Origin of the sequence: Wenzhouxiangella sp. XN201, from assembly GCF_011008905.1 — a bacterium.
Lineage (GTDB): Bacteria > Pseudomonadota > Gammaproteobacteria > Xanthomonadales > Wenzhouxiangellaceae > Wenzhouxiangella.
Genome location: NZ_JAAIVI010000017.1, coordinates 215,952 through 233,359 on the forward strand (window position 1 = coordinate 215,952; position 17,408 = coordinate 233,359).

The 17,408-nt window shown below is 64.1% G+C and carries 14 protein-coding genes; 11 read left to right on the plus strand and 3 right to left on the minus strand.

Annotated elements, in window-relative coordinates:
- Nucleotides 1-758 precede the first annotated feature (758 nt).
- Nucleotides 759-1,751, minus strand: a complete 993-nt coding sequence (locus G4Y73_RS01535) for a CsgG/HfaB family protein (RefSeq protein ID WP_164228695.1) — start codon at nt 1,749-1,751, stop codon at nt 759-761.
- A gap of 239 nt (nt 1,752-1,990) precedes the next feature.
- Here G4Y73_RS01535 and G4Y73_RS01540 point away from each other — a divergent pair, with 239 nt between their 5' ends.
- Together G4Y73_RS01540 and G4Y73_RS01545 are read left to right on the plus strand one after the other, a co-directional pair.
- Nucleotides 1,991-3,253 carry a nucleoside transporter C-terminal domain-containing protein gene (locus tag G4Y73_RS01540; RefSeq protein ID WP_164228697.1) on the plus strand — a complete coding sequence of 421 codons (1,263 nt, stop codon included), beginning with the start codon at nt 1,991-1,993 and terminating at the stop codon, nt 3,251-3,253.
- A gap of 2 nt (nt 3,254-3,255) precedes the next feature.
- On the plus strand, nt 3,256-3,774 hold the full coding sequence (locus G4Y73_RS01545) for a GNAT family N-acetyltransferase (protein ID WP_164228699.1): 519 nt from the start codon (nt 3,256-3,258) through the stop codon (nt 3,772-3,774).
- Here the strand turns inward: G4Y73_RS01545 and G4Y73_RS01550 are convergent.
- A complete protein-coding gene (locus tag G4Y73_RS01550; RefSeq protein WP_164228700.1) occupies nt 3,771-4,532 on the minus strand; it encodes a class I SAM-dependent methyltransferase in 762 nt (253 codons plus the stop codon). The two genes, G4Y73_RS01545 and G4Y73_RS01550, sit on opposite strands and share 4 nt — an antisense overlap.
- Here G4Y73_RS01550 and G4Y73_RS01555 point away from each other — a divergent pair.
- The 5 genes from G4Y73_RS01555 to rsmA are packed head-to-tail and all read left to right on the plus strand — an operon-like array spanning nt 4,531 to nt 10,850.
- Nucleotides 4,531-5,541 carry an aminopeptidase gene (locus G4Y73_RS01555; protein ID WP_164228702.1) on the plus strand — a complete coding sequence of 337 codons (1,011 nt, stop codon included), beginning with the start codon at nt 4,531-4,533 and terminating at the stop codon, nt 5,539-5,541. The two genes, G4Y73_RS01550 and G4Y73_RS01555, sit on opposite strands and share 2 nt — an antisense overlap.
- Nucleotides 5,542-5,595: 54 nt before the next feature.
- Complete coding sequence (gene lptD / locus G4Y73_RS01560; protein WP_164228704.1) at nt 5,596-7,755, plus strand: LPS assembly protein LptD; 2,160 nt, start codon at nt 5,596-5,598, stop codon at nt 7,753-7,755.
- Nucleotides 7,756-7,799: 44 nt separating this feature from the next.
- Nucleotides 7,800-9,068, plus strand: coding sequence for a peptidylprolyl isomerase (locus G4Y73_RS01565; RefSeq protein WP_164228706.1), 1,269 nt, complete (start codon nt 7,800-7,802; stop codon nt 9,066-9,068).
- 7 nt (nt 9,069-9,075) lie between these two features.
- Nucleotides 9,076-10,053 (plus strand): 4-hydroxythreonine-4-phosphate dehydrogenase PdxA, encoded by a 978-nt coding sequence (gene pdxA / locus G4Y73_RS01570; protein WP_346426811.1) that lies wholly within the window; start codon nt 9,076-9,078, stop codon nt 10,051-10,053.
- Nucleotides 10,050-10,850, plus strand: a complete 801-nt coding sequence (gene rsmA, locus G4Y73_RS01575) for a 16S rRNA (adenine(1518)-N(6)/adenine(1519)-N(6))-dimethyltransferase RsmA (RefSeq protein WP_164228708.1) — start codon at nt 10,050-10,052, stop codon at nt 10,848-10,850. Before pdxA ends, rsmA begins: the two co-directional genes overlap by 4 nt.
- 16 nt (nt 10,851-10,866) lie before the next feature.
- Here rsmA and G4Y73_RS01580 read toward each other — a convergent pair whose 3' ends face one another.
- Entirely contained in the window at nt 10,867-11,232 is a 366-nt protein-coding gene (locus tag G4Y73_RS01580) for a DUF2782 domain-containing protein (RefSeq protein ID WP_205596444.1), read from the minus strand.
- 134 nt (nt 11,233-11,366) lie between these two features.
- Here G4Y73_RS01580 and polA point away from each other — a divergent pair, with 134 nt between their 5' ends.
- From polA to G4Y73_RS01600, 4 genes are all read left to right on the plus strand, one after another.
- Entirely contained in the window at nt 11,367-14,054 is a 2,688-nt protein-coding gene (polA, locus tag G4Y73_RS01585) for a DNA polymerase I (protein WP_164228710.1), read from the plus strand.
- A 237-nt stretch (nt 14,055-14,291) separates the two neighbouring features.
- The gene (gene glmU / locus G4Y73_RS01590; protein ID WP_164228712.1) at nt 14,292-15,653 is read left to right on the plus strand and encodes a bifunctional UDP-N-acetylglucosamine diphosphorylase/glucosamine-1-phosphate N-acetyltransferase GlmU; all 1,362 of its coding nucleotides are present in this window, start codon (nt 14,292-14,294) and stop codon (nt 15,651-15,653) included.
- An 86-nt stretch (nt 15,654-15,739) separates the two neighbouring features.
- Entirely contained in the window at nt 15,740-16,117 is a 378-nt protein-coding gene (locus tag G4Y73_RS01595; protein ID WP_164228714.1) for a DUF4870 domain-containing protein, read from the plus strand.
- A 62-nt stretch (nt 16,118-16,179) separates the two neighbouring features.
- Nucleotides 16,180-17,307, plus strand: coding sequence for an acyl-CoA desaturase (locus G4Y73_RS01600; protein WP_164228715.1), 1,128 nt, complete (start codon nt 16,180-16,182; stop codon nt 17,305-17,307).
- Nucleotides 17,308-17,408: the final 101 nt, after the last annotated feature.

The following is a 17,408-nucleotide window of genomic DNA, read 5'->3' on the forward strand; positions in this document are numbered from 1 at the left end:
GCTGACGCCACGGGTCGCTGTGCGAGCCCCGACAAGTCAACTTCTGTTCCGCCCGCCCGCTTCGCGGGCTGATGGCGGGTAACTTTTTTCCCGCGCGAAAAAAGTAACCAAAAAACGCGCTTAAAAGCAGGCGGTTACGCCTCTAAAGTCTCGCCGCGGAGCGGCTTCACAGACTACGGCTGGGGCTTCGCTTTGGCCCGGCTGCGGAACATGCTGGCTTGCGATAACGCCTGGCGCGGCCCGCATCGGGCACTGCGACTTCGAGTGGCGTACCAGCTCTGGTTTCTGTCTCATCATTTATCGAAGCCGACCCCGATCGAAGTCGTGCTGTCTGGGTGCGGGCTACGCCAAGACTTTATCGAAAACGCCCTGTTTCACGACCGAGCCCTCGCGAAGGCAAAAGCGGTATCTCCGTTAAGCCCTGAAGCCATCTGGTCCTGCGGAACAACCGCGTCTTCTAAGAGCGTTTTTGGTGACTTTTGTCGCGACTGACAAAAGTTACTCGCCCAAAGAGCTTGCGAAGCAAGCCGGGCGAAACAGAAGTTGACTTGTCGAGGCCCGCGCCGCGACCCGTGGCGCCCGCCATTCCTGTGCCTGCGCAGCAGGCGGACGAAACCGCTTTTGAAGTGTCGAGGCCGCCACGGCGGCCGGTGGCGACAGCCAAACCAGCGCCGCCGCACAACAAAAACCGCGCAAATAAAAAGGGCCCCGCCAACCAGCGGGGCCCCTCAAACGTCAGGCGACGACAGTCGCCCCAATCACTGCACTTCGAGCGTGTGCTCCGATGCAATCCAGCCTGTGCGGCCCTGGTCGTCGCGAACCTGCAGCCAGTCGCCGGCGCGGGCTGTCACGTTGACGATATTGCCTGAAGACAGGCTGTAAGCGACGGCGCTTTCGCCGTTCGGGCCCGAGCGTACGTTGAGCGAGTTGGCGGTGATCACGACGCGTTCGCCGCTGCCACCGCCGCTGCCGCCGGAACTGGATGCCTGGTAGCTAGCCGACTGGCCACCGCCGTGACGGTAGTAGCGCTGGGGCGTGCGGCGCACGACTTCCTCCACCGCCTTGCCGATGACCTGGCGCAGCGCCTTCTCGCGCGGCGTGTTTTCCCAGGTTGACAGCGAACCGCCCAGGGCGTGGCTGCCGGTGTAGCCGGCCAGGGCGCCGCCGATGTCGAAGTCCTTGGCTTCGCCTTCGACGCTGGTGGCGGCCAGGACGCGGCTGGTATTGGTGTCGATGATGCGCAAGTCGATGGCCATGTGCGCGCTGCTCGAGCCGCCGGCAATGCCGCCGATCACCCGACCGATGCGGCTGCCACCGAATGAACCGCGCGTGCCGCTGGCATTTTCGGAAAACTCCGTGATGGCGGCGACGACCATCAGTTCGGCACCCTCGATCTCGCCGATGGCCGCGGCGGTGTCTTCCCTTACGCGGCCGCTCGCGCCGAAGTCCTGTTCACCCAATACGTCGTCGATGGCCTGGCGTTCGAGCACGATGAAGCGGCCGGAATTGAACAGGGCGGTGGTGAGCATGTCGGCCATGCCATCACCGATGGACTGGTTCCACCAATTGCCCGAACTGCCCGCCTTGTTCTCGAAGCGGGCCACGGCGATGCGCGCCTGCGGGCCGTTATAGGCGGCCGAGCGGGCTTCTTCCATGCTGGGCGACTGGCCGCTGTCGCGCACTTGGGTGGTGGTCTGGGCGGGGCATGCAGTCAGCATTCCCACGGCGCACAGGCCCGCAATCAATCTCATGTACATCATTCTTCCTCCTGCAATCAGTCGTCGGATGCCGCACTGCGCGTGGTGTCGCGCGCAGGCCGCAGTTCGTTGTACCCCATTAACGAAAACGGGCGACGAAACCGGCCAGGCAGGCCGGCGTCCATCCGGATACGGTCTCATTGTAGTCTTCGAATGGGCGTTCGAGTCACGGCGTCGTGCCGGGCAAATGTGTTAAAAGTAGCGGCGCGAATAAAGCGAGGGAGTCGAACCTAGTGATCCAGAGCATTCTCGGCCTGGCCGGCATTTTCGTGCTGCTGGGCATTGCGTGGACCCTGTCCGCGGCGCGCCGGCAGATTGCCTGGCAGACGATCATCGTCGGCCTGGTGCTGCAGCTGTTGCTGGCCATCTTCGTGCTGTGGGTGCCGCTGGGCAAGATCCTGTTCGATCAGCTCGGGCAACTGTTCGTCACGCTGATCGGCTATACCAGTGCCGGCGCCGAATTCATCTTCGGGCCGCTGGCCGACTCCGAGCAGTTCGGTTTCATCTTCGCTTTTCAGGTGCTGCCGACGATCATTTTCTTCGCCTCGCTGATGGCCTGCCTGTATCACGTCGGCATCATGCAGAAGCTGGTCGAGGTCATGGCCTGGGTCATGACCCGTTTCATGAAAGTCTCCGGCAGCGAGTCCCTGGCTACCGCCGCCAATGTTTTTGTCGGCCAGACCGAGGCGCCGCTGGTGGTGCGCCCGTTCATTGCCGGCATGACCCGGTCCGAGCTGTTCGCGCTGATGACCGGCGGCATGTCGACCATCGCCGGCGGTGTGCTGGCGGCCTACGTGATGCTGCTCGGCGGCGCCGATCCGGCGCAGCAGGCTTTCTTCGCCAAGCACCTGATTTCGGCCTCGATCATGGCCGCCCCGGCAGCCCTGGTCGTGGCCAAGCTGCTGATGCCCGAAACACAGGAGTCGGAAACAGCCGGCAGCGTGCGCACTGCCATCGAGCGGCCGCATACCAATCTGATCGAGGCTGCCGCCGGCGGTGCCGGCGAGGGCCTGAAACTGGCGCTCAACGTCGGCGCCATGCTGCTCGCCTTCCTGGCGCTGATCGCCCTGATCAACGGGCCGCTGGGCTGGTTCGGCCAGATCACCGGCCTGGAAAGCCTGGTCGGCCAGCCGATCGAGCTGGCCCTGATCCTCGGCTGGGTTTGCGCGCCGCTGGCCATCCTTGCCGGCGTGCCGCTGGACGAGGCCGTGGCCGTGGGCGGGCTGATCGGCCAGAAGATCGTCGCCAACGAGTTTGTTGCCTACGTGGCGCTGACCGAAATGCAGGCGGAGCTGTCCGAGCGCGCGGTGTTGATCTCGACCTACGCGCTGTGCGGCTTTGCCAACTTCGCCTCGATCGCCATCCAGATTGGCGGTATCGGCGGCATTTCGCCCTCACGCCGCCCTGATCTGGCCCAGCTCGGCCTCAAGGCAGTCCTCGGCGGAACGCTGGTGTCGCTGCTCAACGCCGCCTGGGCCGGGATTCTGGTGGGCTGAAAGTGACCACACTGCGGACCGAGCGGCTGACCATCCGGCCCTGGCAACCGGAGGATCGTCCCGCGCTCGAGCGGATGGTGCGCGACCCGGAGATGATGCGCTATGTCACCCAGGGACGGACCTGGTCCGACGAGGCGATTGACGAGATGCTCGAGCGCCAGCAGGGGCATCTGGCGAAGCACGGCGTGTGTTTTGGGGCGGCCGAGCTCAGCGAGACGGGAGAGGTCATCGGCCTGGTCGGATTGCAGCAGCTCGACGACGGCGAGTTCGAGCTCGGCTGGTGGATCTGGAAGGAACACTGGGGACAGGGCTTTGCCACCGAGGCGGCCCGCGCGTTCGTCGATCATGCCCGTGACGTGATGGGGCTGAAAACCCTGGTGGCCGTCATCGACCCGCCCAATACTGCCTCCAAGGCCGTGGCCGAAAAACTTGGCCTGCGCTTCGAGTGCATCAAGAGCGCCCGCGAGACGATTGCCCGTCGAGAGGACATGCCGATCGCCTTCTTCAGAATGCAGCTTTAGCGAGCGCTCGCGACAACGATCAGCCTTTCGGCTTCCAGGTCATAGTCGTCACCGTCGTACGAACCGTAGATCGCCTCGGTCTCCAGCCCCGCGGCGTCCAGGAGCCATCGAATTTCTCCGGCTGACCAGACCCGGTGGGACCATTGGCGGTGGTGGACACGGTCGCCCTCGATCAACAGCCATTCATTTTCAACTCGGCGCATCTGCTCAATCAGCGCCGGGCGCTCGACCAGCATTCGACCATCTTCGTATTCGGTCAGGTGCACGGGCTGGAGGTTGTGGCAGAGGTATTCCAGGCCGACCAGGTCGAGGACCAGGCGCCCGCCCGGCGCCAGGCTGGTACGGATGTTTTCGAGGACCCGGCGATGATCGGCCTCGTCGGTGAAGTAGCCGAAGCTGGTCCACATCACGATGACCAGGTCGAAGTCCGCCTCACGCACGTACTCGCGCATGTCGGCGTGCACGGTCTCGATCGGCAGCTCGCCTCGTGCATCCTCGAGCTGTTCGAGCAGCGATGGGCTGGTGTCGACCGCGGTGACGTCCAGGCCGGCGCGTGCCAGCGGCAGGGTATGGCGGCCGGGGCCGCAGCCCAGGTCGAGGGCCCGGCCGGTGGGGTGACCGAGTAATTCGAGCAGCTGCTTGGCTTCCGCCTCGCCGCGTGCGAAGGTTTCGGCATTGAACATCAGCGAGCCGAAGTTGCGCCAGAATTCGTCGTCCAGGTACCAGTCGTCGCTCAAGTCGGTGCTCCTTGTGGTCATGGCGGGGCTCGTCAGCGGCTGTGCCACGATCGCGTGGTACGGCCAGGCTGCGCGCGGGCAGATCGAAGTGCTCGCCAAACGCGAGGATATCGCAGATAAGATCGCCGATCCCGCTACGCCGGAACCGCTGCGGCATCGCCTGGAAACCGTGCTCGAAATGCGTGCCTTTGCCACCCGGGAACTCGGCCTGCCCGACAGCCGCAGTTACACCCTCTACGCGGATCTCGAGCGAGACGCCCCGTTGTGGAACGTGGTGGCCGCTCCGCGCTTTTCAGTGGTGCCCGAGACCTGGTGCTATCCGCTGGTTGGCTGCCTGGCCTATCGCGGTTACTTTCGCCTCGAGCGCGCCCAGTCCGAGGCCCGCCGCCTGGCCGAAGAGGGCCTGGACGTGGCTGTCTTCCCGGCCACCGCCTATTCCACCCTGGGCTGGTTTGCTGACCCGGTGCTCGACAGCATGCTGACCCTGTCCGATGCCCACCTGGCCGAGCTGATCTTCCATGAGCTCAGTCACGAGCTGTTGTACGTGTCCGGCGATACGGCCTTCAACGAGGCGTTCGCCACCTTTGTCGGGCGCGAGGGGGTTCGCCGCTGGCTGGGTGAGCGCGGCGATGACGAAGCGCTGGATGCGTGGCGCGCCGAGCGGGAACTCGACGCAAAGCTTACAAATCTCCTGCTGGATGCCCGTCAGCGTCTGGCCGAGCAGTTCGCGACGCTCGAACAAGAATCCGCGCTGGAGCAGGCGCGTGTACAGGCCTTCGAGAGATTGAAAGATGAACTGCGAGCGCTGACCGAGCGTCCCGGCGGCGATCGCCTGCAGGGCTGGATCGACCGGCCCATCAACAATGCCCACCTGGCACTGGTGGCCACCTACGAGTCCGGCATCGAGGCGTTCGAGGCGTTATTTCACGAACGCTGCGATGCCCAATTGGCTTGCCTGTACCAGCACGTCGAACGGCTAAGCGAGGCCGATGCCGAACAAAGAGCGACGTTTCTGCACGGCGGGCATTGAACAATGGCGGGGGATGTGCAAACTTTACCGGTTCGCCCGCTGCCGGATTCCGTCTTGTACCCGCTTCGTCTACTGACTGCCGCGATTGCCGTTGCCCTGGCGCCTGCCTCGGCCCTGGCCCAGCGTGAGGCCCTGTCCTGCCCGCCGCCGGCCCAGTTGCGCATCCCGGAGCGGCCGCCGGAGAGCCTGCGCGGGTCCACCGATATCCAGGCGGAAACATTTTCCGCCGAGCGCGGCCGGCTCGTGACGTTTCGCGACGGCGTTCGCCTGGTGCAGGACGGCCAGCAACTCGAGACCGACGAACTGATCTACGACACGGCAACCGGGCGGGTCGATATTCCCGGCTGGATGCGCTACAGCGGGCCGCAGCTCAACGTCGATGCCGGCAGCGCCCGGTATGACACACGCGGCCGGGCCGGACGCTTCGAGACGGTGGGCTACACCATTCCCGGCACGACCGGACGTGGTTCGGCCGCCTCGGTCGAAATGTTCGATCCCGAGCACGCCCGTCTCCAGACTTTCGATTTCACCACCTGTCCGCCGGAACAGCCAGATTGGCAACTCCAGGCCTCGCGGGTCGACATGGACCTCGAAGAAGGGGTGGGCACGGCGCGCAATGCGCGACTGACCTTCAAGGGCGTACCGCTGCTCTACACGCCGTGGCTGACCTTTCCGCTCGACGACCGTCGCAAGACCGGATTCCTCTATCCCGGTTTCGGTTATTCGGCCGATGACGGCGTAGATATCTCGGTGCCCTGGTACTGGAACATCGCGCCCAATCAGGATGCCACCCTGACCGGTCGCTGGATCGAAAAGCGCGGCGCCATGCTGGGGCTGGAGCACCGCTTTCTGACGCCGCGACAATCCGGTGAACTCGAAATCGAATGGCTGCCGGATGATCGGCGCGCCGACCGAGGCCGCTACTTCGGCGAGTTCGACTACCATGCCCGGCTCGCTCAGGACTGGGCTGCCGGTGCCAGCCTCAAGCGAGCCAGCGACGATGACTATTTCGTCGACCTGGGCGGCGACCTGCATGCCTCGTCCATTCCCTTCCTGCGTTCCGCGGCCAGCCTGCGTGGCAGCGGGCGCTACTGGGCGCTGGCACTGGAGGCCGATGTCTTCCAGGTGCTCGACGAAAGCGTCGGGCCGTCGCGCGAGCCCTACCGGCGTTTGCCGCGAACGACCTTGACGATCGATCGTCCGCTGCCCGGGCGTCTGCGCTTTTCGCTTGACAGTGAACTGGTCTATTTCGATCGTGAGCAGGGCACGACCGGCGGGCGCGTCGACCTGTTTCCGCGCGTGCATTACGACTACGTGGCGCCGGGCTGGCATCTGCGACCGAGCCTCGGTGTACGTTCGACGGCCTACCAGCTCGACGGCGCGGACGAGTCCAGTCCGACCCGGACCATGCCGGTGGCCACGGTCGATGCCGGCCTGGCCTTCGAGCGCGCCCTCGACGGCGACCGCATCCAGACCCTAGAGCCTCGCCTGTACTACCTTTACGTGCCCTACCGCGACCAGGACGCGTTGCCGGATTTCGACACCCGCGAACTGACCTTCGGCTTCAGCCAGCTGTTCCACTACAACCGCTTCAGTGGACCGGATCGGCACGGTGACGCCAATCAGCTCACGGCGGCGCTCACCTCGCGCCTGCTCGATGCCGGGGACGGCTACAGCCGCTTCGAGATGAGCGTCGGGCAGATCTTTCATTTCACCGATCTGCGGGTTCAGCTCGACGATCAACCGCGCGAACGGCGCGATCAGTCGGCCACCGTGGCCGAGATGACCTGGCGACCTGCCCGTCAGGTGGCGCTGAACGCGGGACTGCAGTACGACCTGGAATCGGATGAAACACAAGTGGCGCGCTTTGGTCTGAACTGGGGCGGGGATGATGGCCAGCAGGTCGCGCTGGGCTACCGTTTCCGCCAGGACCGGGTCGACCAGGCCGATGTTCGCTTTCGCTACCCGGTCAATGAAAACCTGAATCTTATCGGCCGCGTAACGTATTCCTTCCAGGAAAATGAGACACTGGAGGTGCTCGGCGGCGTCGAGTACGACAGTTGCTGCTGGTCGCTGCGCTTCACGGCCCGCGAATGGGTTAGCGATCGCGAGTCCGACAAGCGCACGGCGTTTTTCGTCGAGCTGGTTCTCAAGGGACTGGGCAGTGTCGGGCGAGCGCCGTACCGCCTGTTCGCCGACCAGGCCCGTTACTGAACGACATCACACCAAGGAAGATCGAGATTGCAATGACAAAGGCAATGATACGAATTCTGCCGGCGCTGGCCCTGTGCCTTCCGCTGGTGCTCATGGCACAGACCGAACGCCAGCCGATCGACAGCATCGTCGCACTGGTCGAAGAGGACGTGATCCTGCAAAGCGAGCTTGACCAGGCAATCGATGGCATCGTGCGCCAGGTGGAGAGTCGCGGTGAAAATCTGCCGCCGCGCAATGTGCTTGAAGAGCAAGTGCTCGAGCGGCTGATCATGCAACGCCTGCAGATTTTGCGCGCTGAGTCGACCGGCATCCGGGTCTCCGACGCCGACGTCGACGACGCGCTCAATCGCGTCGCACGGCAAAACGAACTCACTGGTGGTCAGCTGCGTCAGGCGGTCGAGGCCGAGGGTACGAGTTTCGAGCAGTTCCGGAGCGAAATCCGGGACGAGATCATGATATCGCGGCTGCAGCAGCGGGTCATGAGCTCGATGGACGAGATCAGCGATACCGAGGTTGAAATCCTGATGGCTTCCGATCAGTTCGGCGGCCGCGAATACCTGCTTTCGCAGATCGTGGTTTCGGTGCCGGAATCGGCCTCGCCCGACCAGTTTCGCGAGGCCGAAGCCAGGGTCGAGGAAATCTACGATCGGCTCGATGAGGGCATGAGCTTCTCGTCGGCGGCGATCAGCTATTCCCAGGCGCCCGATGCGCTCGAGGGCGGCGACGTTGGCTGGCGCAATATCAGCGCGCTGCCGCCGGTCTTTGCCGATGCCGTCGAGGGGCTCTCACCGGGCGAGGTGAGTGAACCGTTGCGCACGCCTGCCGGCGTCATCATCCTGCAGGTGCGCGACGTGCGCGAGCGTAGCGAGGTGATCGTAACGGAGTATCGCGCCAGGCACCTGCTGATTTCCCCGTCGGAACTGATCACCACCGATGAGGCGCGCGAGCGCATCGAGGATCTGCGCGAACGGATCGAAGACGGCGAGGACTTTGCCGAACTGGCGCGCGAATATTCCAGTGACCAGTCCACCGCCAATCTCGGCGGTTTGCTCGACTGGTTCCCGGCCGGCGCTTATGGACCCTATGTACGCGAGCAGGTCGAATCGCTCGAGCCGGGTGAGCTCAGCGATCCCTTCCAGAGTCCGAATGGCTGGCATCTGATCAAGTTGCTGGAGGTCAGGGAGAGCGATCGCACCGAAGAGGTGCTTCGGTCCGAAGCGCGTGAAATGCTGTCCGAGCAGAAGGCACAGGAAGAGGTGGATCGTTTCCTGCGCCAGCTCCGCAGCGAGTCCTTCGTCGAGATTCGCCTGTAGGCCGGGTGTGGCCGGCACGATCCTGCAGCCACTACTGATTACGCCGGGAGAGCCGGCGGGCATCGGCCCCGAGCTGGCCTGCCGTGTGGCGGCACTCGATCCCTCGCTGATCGTCGTCGCCGATCCGGATCTGCTGCGGCAAACCATCGGGGCGATCGGCCTTGAAACCCCGGTGCTGGAAGTGGACGGCGTCGGGGCCGACGCCACTGGCGGCATCCGCTGTCTGCCGGTGGCGCTCAAGGCGCCGGTCCAGCCCGGCCGGCTCGATCCGGCCAACGCCGCCTACGTTCTCGAATGTCTGGAGATTGCTGCCGATCACTGCCTGGCCGGCCGCGTTCATGGCCTGGTCACCGGGCCGGTGCACAAGGGCGTGATCAACCAGGCTGGCATTGAATTCAGCGGTCATACCGAATTCCTTGCCGGGCGGGCTGATGTCGAACGGGTCGTGATGATGCTGGCTGCCGGCCGCGTACGCGTAGCCCTGGTGACCACGCACCTGCCCCTGCGCGAAGTGGCCGATGCCGTCACCGGCGAGCGGCTCGAATCGACCTTGCGCATCCTTGACCAGGCACTGCGCCAGCAGTTCGATCTGCGGCGGCCGAAGATCGCCGTGCTGGGACTCAACCCGCATGCCGGCGAGGGCGGCTACCTGGGCCGGGAGGAGATCGAGGTGATCGAGCCGGTCATGAAGGCGCTGCGCGGTAGCATCGACCTGGTCGGCCCGCTGCCGGCCGATACCGCTTTCGTGCCGGATCGCCTGCGCCAGTTTGATGCCGTGCTGGCGATGTACCACGACCAGGGCCTGCCCGTGCTCAAGCACGTTGGTTTTGGACACGCCGTCAACGTCACGCTGGGCCTGCCGTTCATCCGGACTTCGGTCGACCACGGTACGGCGCTGGAGCTGGCCGGCAGCGGCAAGGCCGAAACCGGCAGCCTGATCGCGGCGGTCAATCTGGCGCGCAGCCTGCGGCGTCCGGAACAATGAAGTCACACCGGCCGCGCAAGCGCTTCGGCCAGCATTTCCTGCACGATGCCACGGTCATTGGCCGACTGGTTTCAGCCATTCGGCCGCTTGCGGATGAAGTCCTCATCGAGATCGGTCCCGGAGAAGGGGTGCTGACGGGCCCCTTGCTGGAAGCCGGCGCGCGGATAACGGCAATCGAACTCGACCGCGACCTGGCCGCGGCGCTGCCCGAACGCCTGGGTTTCCCCGAGCGGCTGAAAGTGATCCAGGCCGACGTGCTGGAAATCGACCTGACCGCGGTGGCCGGCGAGCGTGTCCGCGTGGTCGGAAATCTTCCCTACAACATTTCCACACCGATCCTGTTCCACCTGTTTCGCTGGCGCCAGGCCATCGTGGACATGCACTTCATGCTGCAAAAAGAGGTCGTCGACCGCCTGGTGGCCCAGCCGGGGTCGAAGCAGTACGGGCGCCTGTCAGTGATGGCCGGCTTTCACTGCCGCATGGAGCGCTTGTTCAGCGTGCCACCGGAAGCTTTCAACCCGCCGCCGAAAGTCGATTCGGCCATCATCCGCATGCGGCCCAAGGCACTCGACGAAGCCATGCTCGCACGCCTGCCCGCTCTCGAAAAAGTCGTCCGCCACGCCTTCGGCCAGCGCCGAAAAACCCTGCGCAACGCGCTCAAGGGCTTGCTGGACGAAAAACAGATCGAATCAGCCGGCGTCGACCCCAAAGCCCGCGCGGAGACGCTGACGCTTGAACAGTATCTGGCCCTGACCGACCAGCTAAGCAGCCAACACGCTAACCAGCCAACCAGCTAACCAGCCAACCAAAAAACTACCACTCCGCGATCTTCCAGTACGCTGGCATCACCGGCTCCATATGCTCGTGGCGGCTTTCGAGTTCGCCGTCGCCGTCGGTGTCGATCAGGTAGTAGGACGGCCCGCCACCGAGGGGCGTGATCTTCACCATGTAGATCTGGCCGTCGGATGAATACTCCTCGATCATGCGATCGTCCTCGCGGCGGATGACCACCTGTGGCGCGATCTGTTCGTCGGGATCCTGTACCTTGGGCGGCATCGGTTCGCGAATCGGCGGTGGTGGTGGGGCGTCCGAAGGTGTTGGCTGATCGGATTCCTCGTCCTGGGCGACTGTGATTCCGGCCATCATCAGTGCCGGCAACAGCATGGCAAATCGTTTCATGGGAACCTCCGCCAGATCGACTGATTCCAGTCTATCAGTAATGCACAGTATCGGGAGTTCCGTCACGTGGAAGCCGGTGGCGGGGTCCAGGCTTGCATTATCATGACCCGTGTTCAGCCCACGGAACCCGTTCCATGTCCGACACTTCGCCACTCTGCCTGGTTGACGGTTCGTCCTACCTGTATCGCGCGTTCCACGCCCTGCCCAGCCTGACCAGCGGGGATGGCCGGCCCACGGGAGCGGTTTTCGGCGTGGCCAACATGGTCCGGCGCATGATCGAGCAATATGAGCCCGAGTATGCCGCCGTGATCTTCGACGCGCCGGGCAAGACCTTCCGGCACGACACCTACGCCGAGTACAAGGCCACGCGCCCACCCATGCCCGACGAGCTCAGGTCGCAGATCGAGCCGCTGCACGAGCTGATTGACGCCATGGGCCTGCCCCGACTGGTGGTCGAGGGGGTGGAAGCCGATGATGTCATCGCCACGCTCACGCGCCGGGCGCGTAAGGAAGGCCGGCCCGTACTGATCTCCTCAGGCGACAAGGATCTGGCGCAGTTGGTTACCGACGGCGTCGTGCTCGAAGACACGATGCAGGACAAGCGCTACGATCCCGAGGCGGTGGAAGGGAAGTTCGGCGTCGGCCCTGAACGGGTGGCCGATCTGCTGGCGCTGACCGGCGACACGTCTGACAACATTCCGGGCATCGAAAAGGTCGGGCCGAAGACGGCGGCCAAGTGGTTGAAAGCCTACGGCGACCTCGACGGCGTGATCGAGCACGCCGACGAAGTTGGCGGCAAGATCGGCGAGAACCTGCGCGCCGGACTCGATCAGCTCAGGCTCTCGCGTGAACTGGTTGCGCTCGACGACTCGGTGAAACTCGAGGGCGGGCTCGAGGCGCTCAAGCGGACCGAACCCGACCGCGAGCGCATGATCGAGCTGCTCAAGCGCCACGGATTTTCGACCTGGCTGAAGCAGTACAGCGACAAGGAAGGCGAAAGCTCGGATTCCGGCGGCGAACTCGAAGTCGAGACAGTCACCACAAGGCAACAGCTTGAGGCCCTGGTTGATGCACTGGAATCAGCCGAGCTGATCGCTTTCGACACCGAGACCACCAGCCTGGAACCGCTGGACGCCGACCTGGTCGGGTTTTCCTTCGCGATCGAGGCCGGCCGGGCCTGGTATGTGCCGCTGGCGCATGCCGATCAGGACAACGAGTTCACCTTCGGCGAAGCGATCGAGGCCCTGCGCGGCATCATCGAGGACGAGAGTCGGCCGAAGGTTGGCCAGCATCTCAAGTACGACCTCAATGTGCTCGAGCGTGCCGGCATCGCACTCAACGGGATCCGGCACGACACCATGCTCGAGTCCTATACCTTCCATTCGACCGGCACTCGCCACGATATGGATTCGCTGGCCACGCGCTATCTCGGGCGTCAGACGATCTCTTTCGAATCGGTCGCCGGAAAGGGCAAGAAGCAGCTCACCTTCGACCAGGTGCCGGTGGCCACTGCGGCCGAATACGCCGGCGAGGACGCCGAGGTCACGCTGGCGCTGCACGAACATCTCTGGCCCCGGCTCGAGAAGCTCGAAGGGCCCTGCCGCGTCTACCGTGATCTGGAAATCCCGTTGATTCCCGTGCTGGCCCGCATGGAGCGAACCGGCGTGGCGCTGGACGCCGATGTGCTGGCCGAGCAAAGCGGTGAAATCGAGAAGCGTCTGGGCGAACTGGTCGAAGCCGCCTACGAGGAAGCCGGCCAGGAATTCAACCTGGGCTCGCCCAGGCAGCTGCAGGAAATCCTGTTCGAGCAACTCGGTCTGCCGGTCAAGCGCAAGACACCCAAGGGGCAGCCCTCGACGGCCGAGGACGTGCTGCAGGAATTGGCGATCGAAGGCCACGCATTGCCCAAGCTGATTCTCGAACACCGCGGCCTGGCCAAGCTCAAGAACACCTACACCGACCGCCTGCCCGAGCGGATTCATCCGCGTACGGGCCGGATCCACACGCACTATCACCAGGCGGTGGCGGCCACGGGCCGGCTGTCGTCGACCGATCCCAACCTGCAGAACATTCCCATCCGCACGCCCGAGGGCCGCCGGATCCGCAAGGCCTTCATCGCGCCGAAAGGCACCGTGTTACTGGCTGCCGACTACTCGCAGATCGAGTTGCGGATCATGGCACACCTGTCCGGCGACGAGCGCCTGCTTGCTGCCTTTGCCGACGGCGAGGACATTCACCGCGCCACCGCCGCCGAGGTGTTCGGTCTCGCCGTTGACGAGGTCGGTCACGACCAGCGCCGCGCGGCCAAGGCGATCAACTTCGGCTTGATGTACGGCATGAGCGCCTGGGGCCTGTCGCGCCAGCTCGAACTGCCCCGGGGCGAAGCCCAGGATTACATCGACCGCTACTTCGAACGCTATCCCGGTGTGCGCGAGTTCATGGATGACATCCGCGAGCGTGCGCGCGAGCAGGGCTACGTCGAGACCTTGTTCGGCCGTCGCCTGTGGGCCGACGAGATTCGCTCGCGCAACGGCCAGCGCCGGCAAGCGGCTGAGCGCGCCGCCATCAACGCGCCCATGCAGGGGTCGGCGGCCGACATCATCAAGCGCGCCATGATCGATGTCGATGCCTGGATCCAGTCCGAATCGGTGCCGGCGAAGTTGGTCATGCAGGTCCACGATGAACTGATCCTGGAGGTCGAGGAAGGCGCCCTGGAGAAGGTTCGAGACGGGGTCGTCGAGCGTATGCAATCGGCGGCGGAACTGAAAGTCGAGCTCCTGGTCGAAGTTGGTAGTGGGAAAGACTGGGAGTCCGCCCACTAACACATTGATTTGTAACGTTAAAAATTTTTTTCAAAATCGACTGAATTTTAGGAACTTTTGCGCAAGGGCTCTGGTCTCAATATTCACCATGCGCATGGTGTGGTCCGCTTCCCTCCCTAGGCGGACCGACAGGATTCGGTTACAGTCCCCAAACCGGATCCGACTACAGGCCCCGGGTTCTCCCTCGCCCGGGGCCTTCTTTTATACTGGACATATTCCCAGATCGGCCCTGACTCCATGCTCGAAGTGATCATTCTCGCCGCCGGCGAAGGCAAGCGCATGAATTCGGCCCGGCCCAAGGTGCTGCAACCGGTCGGTGGCCGGCCGATGCTGGCGCATCTGGTCGAAGCCGCGCGCAGCCTCGAACCGGGCGCGATTCGTATCGTGATCGGCGCCGGGGCCGATCAGGTCCGGGACGCCATCGGCGGGGACGACATCGACTGGGTGCTGCAGGCCGAGCGCCGTGGCACCGGCCATGCCGTCGCCCAGGCCCTGCCGCAGGTCGATGAGGCCGCGCGCGTGCTGGTGCTGCCGGGCGATATGCCCCTGATTCGCGCCGACACGCTAAAGCGCCTGCTCGAAAACCCGGCCGATCTGGCCGTGCTCAGTTTCATTGCCGAAGATCCCGCCGGTTACGGGCGGATCGTTCGACGCGATGGCCGCGTGGCATCGATCCGCGAAGAAAAAGACGCCAACGAAGAGGAGCGGCGCATCGAGGAGGTCAACAGCGGTGTGCTGTGTGCCGCCGCGAGTGACCTGTCGATCTGGCTCGAGCGGGTCGGCGATGACAACGCCCAGGGCGAGTACTACCTGACCGACTGCATCGGCATTGCCGCCGACGCGGACCGGGTGGTGGATGCCGTCGTGGCCGAATGGCCCGACGAACTGCTCGGCGCCAACGATCGCGCCCAGCTCGCCGAACTCGAGCGCGTGTATCAGCGCCGGGCACGCGGCGCCCTGCTGGCTGCCGGCGCAACGCTGCTCGACCCCGATACCGTTCAGGTTCGCGGTCCGGTCGAGTGCGGCCGTGATGTCGTCATCGACGTCAACGTGGTGCTCGAGGGTCGCAATCGCTTCGGCGACGGCGTGATCATCGGGCCCGGTTGCGTGATCCGCGACTGCGACCTTGCGGCCGGCACCCGCGTGGAGCCGCTGAGTGTGCTCGAGGGCGTACGCAGCACCGGCGCCTGCTCGGTCGGGCCTTTTGCCCGCCTGCGGCCCGGCACGGAACTGGCCGACGGCGTGAAAGTCGGCAACTTCGTCGAAACCAAGAAGGCCAAGCTGGGCGCCGGCGCCAAGGCCTCGCACCTGAGTTACATCGGTGATGCGGAAGTCGGCGAACAGGCCAATATCGGAGCCGGCACCATCACCTGCAACTACGATGGGGTCAACAAGCACCGCACATTGATCGGCGAGGGCGCCTTCATCGGGTCGAACTCTTCCCTGGTTGCGCCTGTCTCAGTAGGCAAGGACGCCACCATTGGTGCCGGCAGCGTGATTTCAGGCGAGGCACCGGCCGGCCAGCTCACCCTGGCCCGGGCGCGGCAACGCAGCATCCCGGGCTGGAAACGACCCTCCGAGAAGGACGAAAAATCTTGATCCCGCCTTGGCGCCGGACCGGCAGCTGCGGTATTCTCGTGGCTCTCGCGAACCGGGTCGCAACCAGGACTTAAGGAATTTCAACGATGAACGAAGAACAGTTCGAGCAGACCACTACGAGTGACGTCGACAAGGAAACCCAGAACTGGGCCATGATCCTGCATCTGTCGATGCTGTCGGGGCTGGTGGTTCCGCTGGCCGGACTGGTCGTACCCATCGTCATCTACATTCTGAAGAAGGACAGCCTGCCCGGGCTGGTGCCGCATGGTCACGTGGTGTTCAACTGGATGATCAGCGCCGTGATTTACTGCATCGTCAGCTTCGTTCTGATGATTGTCGGCATCGGTTTTCTGCTGCTCATGGCGCTTGCCCTCGTGAGCCTGATTTTCCCGATCATCGGCGGCGTCAAGGCCAGTGAAGGTGAAGTCTGGCCCTATCCGCTTTCCATTCAATTTTTCAAGTAACCGATAACCGAGTACCGGCCGTTCCTGCGAAGGGTCGGCACACTCTGGAGCATGAAACTGCAATGACTGACAAGAAGCCCGACCTGGTTCCCGAGAACCTGACCTTTTTTATCGCCATTGGCCTGCTCGGCTTCGTGGCCGCGCCGATCTGGGGCCTGACTCAGGGCTTTAGTGGATGGAGCTGGCTGTTCGCGGGTATCTTCTGGGTGCTCAGCGGGCTGTCGATCACCGCTGGATACCATCGCCTTTGGTCGCACCGCACTTACAAGGCGGCCTGGCCGCTGCGATTGTTCTTCGCCATTTTCGGCGCCCAGTCGCTGCAGAATTCGGTGCTGGTCTGGACGGCGCGTCACCGCGTTCACCATCGCTACGTTGACGACGTCGAGCGCGATCCGCATTCGATCAAGTCCGGATTCTGGCATGCCCATATGGGCTGGATGCTCAGAAAGTGGCCGACCAGCGAAATCGATTTCGACCAGGTGCGCGATCTCGAGCGCGATCCGATCGTCATGTGGCAGCACCGCAACTATTGGCCGCTGACCTGGGGCATGAATCTCGGCCTGCCGTTGCTGCTGGGCTGGCTGGTTGGCGATATCGTCGGCATGGTGCTGCTGGCCGGCGCATTCCGCCTGGCGTTTTCGCAGCAGTGCACGTTCTTTATCAATTCCCTGGCTCACACGCTGGGCAAGCGCACCCACAATCTCGATAACACGTCACGGGACAGCGGCCTGGTGGCTTTGCTGACCTGGGGTGAGGGTTATCACAACTTCCACCACGCCTTTCAGGCCGATTATCGCAACGGCGTGCGCTGGTGGCAGTTCGACCCGGGCAAGTGGCTGATTGCCACGGCGTCCTGGCTGGGCATGGCCTTCGAGTTGCGGCGCACGCCGCGCTTCAAGATTCGCCGCGCCCGGCTGCAGGTGCAGTTCCAGGAGTTGCAGGAACGCCTGGCAGGGGATCCCCAGGCGATGAGCTGGGCGGAAACGCTCGATCGCGAGTACCAGCAGTTCAAGGACACCGTGGCTCAGTGGCAGGCCGTCCAGGCCGATCGTGTCGCCGCCGGCAAGGCTGCGTTACGCGACAAGTGGCGCCGCACCGAGCTGTCAACTCGCTACCGCGAACTCGAATACCGCCTCAAGATGCAGGCGCGCCGCCTGGCCACATTGCGCCAGGCCGCTGCTGCGGCGTAGCGTCGGGGGAAGCACCAAATCTCAAGCACCAAATTCGAAACAAGTTCGAAATACGAATGTTCGAATGACCAAAACGAGGGATGTGGGCCAGAGTAAGTAGG